The organism is Methylibium sp. (assembly GCF_013817365.1).
In the GTDB taxonomy this organism is placed as follows: Bacteria; Pseudomonadota; Gammaproteobacteria; order Burkholderiales; family Burkholderiaceae_C; genus Methylibium.
On record NZ_JACDCU010000281.1, the window covers coordinates 1 to 5,684 of the forward strand.

Sequence of the window (5,684 nt, forward strand, 5' to 3'; positions counted from 1 at the left end):
TTATCGAGGCGCCGGCGCCGCATCCTGCACCTGGGCGTGGTCAGCCCAGTCGTTTCGCGGGCTTCGCCGAGCGAGGCTGCGGGAGGCGGCGCGCAAGGCCGGCCGCGATTCAGGCGTGCGAATCGCGCCGTTCAGCGACCGAACAACTTGTTCAGGCCGTCCTTGAGCGGATCTTTCTTCGCCGGCGCCGGCGCCGAGCCGGCTCCGGCGGCTGGCGTGGCGCCGCCCAGGCCCTTGAGCACCTCACCGAGTGCGCCCTTGGCCTTTTCCGTGACGGCTTCCTTGGCGCGCTTGCCCACCAGGTCGGCCGCCACCGCCGACCACTGCACCTTGTAGTCGACCGCGTCGAAGGGACCCACCAGTTGGACCGGCACCGTCACCCCTCGCAGCGCCGCCAGATCGGCGCCGCCCTGGCCTTCGGACGTCGCGGTGACGGTGGCCTTGGCGAGGTAATCCACCCGGCTCTTGCCGATGTCGACCAAACCTTCGCCGCCCACGCGCAAGAAGGGGCTCTTGGCCGAAAGGTCCTTGTTGCGAGCCACGCCGTTCTGGATGTCGAAGCTGGCGCTGATTTCCGAGAAGTCGGTTTTCTCTTCGGCGCTGGACGCCTGCACCGCGTCCTTGTTGAGCGTGACCGCCGACTTCCATTGGCGCAGCACCTGGGCGAGGTTGATGCCGCGCACGGCGCCGTCGGTCAGCCGCATCGCGGCCGTGCCCCCGAGCTGCTGCTTGAACTGCTCCACGCTGGCGCCGCGCGTCGCCACGTCGGCAGTGACGCGGCCCTTGCCTTCGAGCTTGCGCAAGTCCGCCACGTCGCCCAGCAAAGCGGCGATGTCCACGTCGCTGGCGTCGAGCTTGAGGGTGACGCGCTGCGCGGCCAGATCCTTGGCCGCCTGGGCCGAGGCCTGTGCATTGAAGCGGCCCCCCCAGGCGCGTCCGGCGAGCTGACTCACGCGCAGGGTGCCTGCGGACAGCGTCGCGTCGAGCGCCGCGTCGGCCACGCGATAGGGCGGATAGACCAGCGTGCCGGCGCGAAACTGGAAATTGCCGTCGATCGCCCGCAGGCCGCTCAGGTCGATCGGCGTGTCGCCCGCCTTTTCGGGCTTGTCGGACTTCTCGGACTTCCGGGCCTGCTTGGCGGGTTTGGAGCCGGCCGCCGGCTTGGCGACGAAGCGCGTGAGGTCGAGCGCAGCGAAGCGCGCCTGCGCCTGCACATTGGGCACGTCCTTGGACAGATCGGCCTTGCCGGTGGTGTTGAACTTCTGCTCGTTGATCGTGCCGTCGAAGGCCCAGCTGGCGTCCTGGGCGCCGGCCTTGGCCTGGCCCTGCAGCGCCAGGTTCATCGGTGGCAGGGCCGGGTCGGTAAAGGCGAGCTGCAGCTTGAGCGCTTCGAGCGCGGCGGCCAGTGGCTGCGGCGCCACCGTCAGGTCGGTGCTTGCCTCGCCGCGCACGGTGCGTGCGCCGCCGCTGCCGTTCACCGTCACCTTCACGCCGGGCACGCGGATGCGCTCGAAGCTGCCGCTCGGCGCCTGCGACTCGAATCCGAGCTGCAGCTTTTGCGCATCGGGGCCGCTGCCGGTGAGGCTGGCGCTGCCCTTGAGTGCGCTGCCCTTCAACGCGTCGCCCGTGACCTCGAGACTCGGCCAGGCCAGCATGGCGGCGATGGTGTTGTCGCCGCTGCGCCCGGCGAGCTCAAGGTCGAGCGCCTTCAGTGCAATCGCGCGCCGGGCGGGGTCGAACACCAGCGAGGCCATGCGCAGCGCGCTGTCTTGAAGCGCCATGCCGAGCCGCTCGCCGGAGATCAGCAATTGTAGATCGTCGGCGCGCACGGCGCCGCTCTTGCCGTCGTAGGCCAGCGCGCCGGTGAGGCGCGCGTCGAGCTTTTCCACCTCGAAACCCTGGCCCACCAGGCTGAGCTCGAGGTCCGTGAAGCCGATGCTGGCCGGCGCATCGGCCGGCAAGGCGAGCGCTAGCTGACCGCTCAGATCGATGGCGGCGTCCAGCGTCGGCTGCTTCAGCTGCGCGCGTCCGACGAACTCGACCGGCGACTCGACCCCATCGGCCAGCCGGCCGGTTTCGAGTGTCTGCACCACGAAGCGGCCCTCGATGCCCAGCACCTCGTCCTTGACATCGGCCTGCAGGTCGCTCAGCTCGATGCCGCTGACGTCGAAGCGAAGGGGTGCTCCTTCCTGGGCTTCGCTCGCCGGAGCCCCGGCGGGGTTCGCGGCGCCTGCGGCCAGCAGATCGTCGATGTTGCTTTCGCCCTTGGCGTTGCGCGTGTAGATCACGCGCACGCCGCTCGCCGCGACGCGGTCGATCGCCAGCTCGCGCTTCAGCAGCGGCATCACCTGCACGGCGAGCTGAGCCTCCTTCAGCGAGGCGAAGGGTTCGGGCCCTTCGTGCTCGCTGAGCGTGACGCCCTGCAAGGTGAGCTCCAGCCGCGGAAACACCGACAGGCCGATCGGCCCGTCGATGACCAGGGTGCGTTGCTTGTTCTCCCGCACCCAGTCGATCAGCAGGCCCTTGTAGCGGTTGGGGTCGAAGCTGGCGACCAGCAAGGCGCCGCCGGCGACCAGCAGTGCAAGCAGTACGGCCAGAGCGATCAGCGAACGACGAAGCCAGACAGGCATGGCGAAGGACTGCAGTGACGGTCGAATCATTGTGCCGCCGGCCCAGAGCCGCAGTGAGCGCTGCCTACAATTGCCGGCAATGAATCGTTTCGATGTGTGCGTGCTGGGGCGCGGTACGGTCGGTCAGGCGCTGGCGCTTTCGCTTGCGCGGCTCGGCCTGCGCGTCGCGCTGAGCGGTTTGGCGCGGTCCGGCGGGCCCGACGTGCGCACCTATGCGCTCAGCGCGCATTCCGTGGCGTTGCTGCAGCAACTCCGTGTCTGGGACGCGCTGCTCGCCGCCACGCCGAGCGCGGCCACCCGCGTGACCGCCATGCAAATTCAGGGCGACGCTGGTGGCAAACTGGAATTCAGCGCGTGGCAGCAGCGGGTCACCGAGCTGGCCTGGATCGTCGATGCGGCGGCGCTGGAGCGCGAACTGGCCACGGCCTTGCGGTTTTCGCCGCACGTCACGCTGACCGACACGGCCGAGCCTGCCGAGCTGATCGCGCTGTGCGATGGCCGCGATTCGCCGCAACGTGCGGCGCTGGGTGTCGAGATGGAGCGCGTCGATTATGGTCAGCGTGCCATTGCCGCCCGGCTGGATTGCGACCGGCCGCACCAGAACACCGCGCATCAATGGTTCCGCGCGCCCGACGTGCTGGCGCTGCTGCCTTTCGATCTGCCGCCGGCTGCGTCCGAACAGCTGGCGAATTCCTCGTCGGCGCAGCCGCCTACTCCCAACCCGATGTCGACTTCAGCGCCGCCGGGGAGCAAGCGCGCCGATCGATCGCCCGCCGCGGCGATGCACGGGCAGGGCTACGGCCTGGTCTGGGCGCTGCCGGACGCACGCGCCGATGAATTGCTCGCCCTGAACGATGCAGCCTTCGAGCAGGCGCTCGAGCACGCCACGCAGGGTACAGCCGGGCGCCTGCGCCTGCGCGGTGCCCGCGCCGCCTGGCCGCTGCGCCTGGCCCGCGCGACGCGCTGGCATGGGCCGGGCTGGGTGCTGCTCGGCGACGCTGCGCATGTGGTGCATCCGCTGGCCGGCCAGGGCCTGAATCTCGGGCTGGCCGATGTGCAGACCCTGGCCACGGTGCTGGCCGAAGGCCGCAAGCGCGAACCCTGGCGTGCGCTCGGCGACGAGCGGCTGCTCGCGCGCTACGCCCGCGCGCGCGCCTCGCCGACCTGGGCGATGAGCCGCGTCACCGACGGCTTGTTGCAGCTTTTTGCGCACGAGGCCGCGCCGCTCGAGGAACTCCGCAACCGTGGCCTGAGTCTCGTCAACCACCTGTCGCCGCTCAAGCGTTGGCTCACCGACCGCGCCTTGCGCAGCTAGGCTCACCGAGCGCTGCCGGCCTAAACCAAGGAAACACCATGAAGTTCAAGACTGTCGCGCTCGCGTCGGTGGCCGGCCTGCTCGGCTTGGCCGCGCTCACAGTGGGCACGCTGCCCGCCTCGGCGCAATTGCCGCAGGAGGCGGCGATCCGCAAATCGCTGGGCGAGCGCCTGAGCAGCTTGCCGAAGATCGACGAGGTGAACAAGGCGCCGGTGGCGGGCTTGTTCGAGGTGCTCATCGGCACCGAAGTGTTCTACACCGATGCCGAGGGGGCCTACCTGATCCGCGGCGAAATTCTCGACCTCAAGAACAAGCGCAACCTGACCGAAGAGCGCATCGCCAAGCTGACGGCGATCGATTTCGACAGCCTGCCGCTGAAGGACGCGGTGGTCTGGAAAACCGGCAGCGGCAAGCGACGCATCGCCGTGTTCTCCGATCCGAACTGCGGCTACTGCAAGCGCTTCGAGAAGGAGCTGACCGGCATGAAGGACGTGACGGTCTACACCTTCCTCATTCCCATCCTCGGCGGCGATTCGCCCGACAAGGCCAAGGCGATCTGGTGCGCGAAAGACTCGACCGCCGCGTATCGCAACTGGATGCTCGAGGGCACGGCGCCGCCACGGCCGCTGGGCGATTGCGCCACGCCGATCGAGCGCAACATCGAACTCAGCCGCAAGCACCGCGTGTCCGGCACACCGGCCATCGTGTTCGAGGACGGCGTGCGCGTACCGGGCATGCTCACGGCCGATCAGCTCGAAAAACAGCTGGTGGCGAGCAGCAAGGGCTGATCGTCCGGGAACGGCAGGGCCGACGCACGCATGGCGCGGAGGCCAGGCCCGTTCGCTCTCAACGAACGTTGCCCTGGCGGGCGTAGACCGGCGCGCCCACCGGACGAGCCTCGTAGGGCGAGCTGCCGTTCACCTCGGCAGCGGCGAAGTCCATTTCTCCGGCTGCTCGAGCGCGTGCCAGTTCTGCGCGCACCTCGGCCCGGGTCAGGCCGCTTTGCGAAGTCGGCGCCTGCGGCTGCGCTGCTGCCGCAGCAGGAGCGTTCGCCAGAGCCGCCTCACGGACTACCGGGGTGGGCAGGCCGAAGCCTTCGGAGGCCACGCGCTCCAGGGCGCCGCTGGAGCGAGCCGCGGCGAGCTCTGCAGACACCTGGGCGCGTGTCGTGGGCGCGGTTTGCGCCTGTGCCGCCAGGCTCACGAGGGCGGCGAAAGCGGACAGTGCGGCAATGGTGAAGTAGCTCTTCATCGAGGCTCCTTGGCGAGCGGGGTTGCGATGCAGGAAATCTATGTCTCGTATCTCGGGAGATAAACCGCTGTTTATTCAACGCACCGTTGCTCAACAAGAAATAAAGAGACCGAAGACGAAGGAGAACCCGCCAACCGCTGGCCCGTTGCTCGAAGATTTCCTTGCTCGGCAGGCCCGCAAGGCCGTGTGGCGTATTCTTTTGCGTCGCAGTCGGCGCGCTCCTTGCGCCCCCGTTCCCCCTTCAAACCGTCGCTTCGATGATTCGCTACCGCCTCGACGTGGCCGACGCCCATGCCCACCTGTTCCGCGTCACGCTGACCATCTCGGAGCCGGCCGTCGAGCAGGGCTTGAGCCTGCCGGTCTGGATCCCCGGCAGCTACCTGGTGCGCGAGTTCGCCCGCCACCTGTCGCAGCTCGAGGCACGGCAGGGCACGCGGGCCGTGCGGCTGGTACAGCACGACAAGAGCAGCTGGGTGGCGCATTGCGAA

General features: G+C 68.9%; 4 protein-coding genes and 1 pseudogene. 3 read left to right on the forward strand and 2 right to left on the reverse strand.

What is annotated here, in order from left to right:
* Positions 1–131: 131 nt before the first annotated feature.
* On the reverse strand, positions 132–2,630 hold the full coding sequence (locus H0W38_RS15540) for an AsmA family protein (protein ID WP_292455679.1): 2,499 nt from the start codon (positions 2,628–2,630) through the stop codon (positions 132–134).
* A gap of 79 nt (positions 2,631–2,709) precedes the next feature.
* Here H0W38_RS15540 and H0W38_RS15545 point away from each other — a divergent pair, with 79 nt between their 5' ends.
* Together H0W38_RS15545 and H0W38_RS15550 are read left to right on the forward strand one after the other, a co-directional pair.
* On the forward strand, positions 2,710–3,945 hold the full coding sequence (locus tag H0W38_RS15545) for an FAD-dependent monooxygenase (RefSeq protein WP_292455682.1): 1,236 nt from the start codon (positions 2,710–2,712) through the stop codon (positions 3,943–3,945).
* A gap of 38 nt (positions 3,946–3,983) precedes the next feature.
* Complete coding sequence (locus H0W38_RS15550) at positions 3,984–4,733, forward strand: DsbC family protein (RefSeq protein WP_292455684.1); 750 nt, start codon at positions 3,984–3,986, stop codon at positions 4,731–4,733.
* A 58-nt stretch (positions 4,734–4,791) separates the two neighbouring features.
* On the opposite strand, the gene H0W38_RS15555 is transcribed toward H0W38_RS15550, so the two are convergent.
* A complete protein-coding gene (locus H0W38_RS15555) occupies positions 4,792–5,196 on the reverse strand; it encodes a DUF4148 domain-containing protein (RefSeq protein WP_292455687.1) in 405 nt (134 codons plus the stop codon).
* Positions 5,197–5,453: 257 nt separating this feature from the next.
* Here H0W38_RS15555 and H0W38_RS15560 point away from each other — a divergent pair.
* Positions 5,454–5,684: pseudogene (locus H0W38_RS15560) on the forward strand (peptidase M61); the annotation flags it as partial.

What these genes read in the sequence shown, in the direction of transcription:
- H0W38_RS15555 (WP_292455687.1), bottom strand. Translation starts at nt 5,196, where the DNA reads ATGAAGAGCTACTTCACCATTGCCGCACTGTCCGCTTTCGCCGCCCTC.
- H0W38_RS15545 (WP_292455682.1), top strand. Translation starts at nt 2,710, where the DNA reads ATGAATCGTTTCGATGTGTGCGTGCTGGGGCGCGGTACGGTCGGTCAG.
- H0W38_RS15550 (WP_292455684.1), top strand. Translation starts at nt 3,984, where the DNA reads ATGAAGTTCAAGACTGTCGCGCTCGCGTCGGTGGCCGGCCTGCTCGGC.
- H0W38_RS15540 (WP_292455679.1), bottom strand. Translation starts at nt 2,630, where the DNA reads ATGCCTGTCTGGCTTCGTCGTTCGCTGATCGCTCTGGCCGTACTGCTT.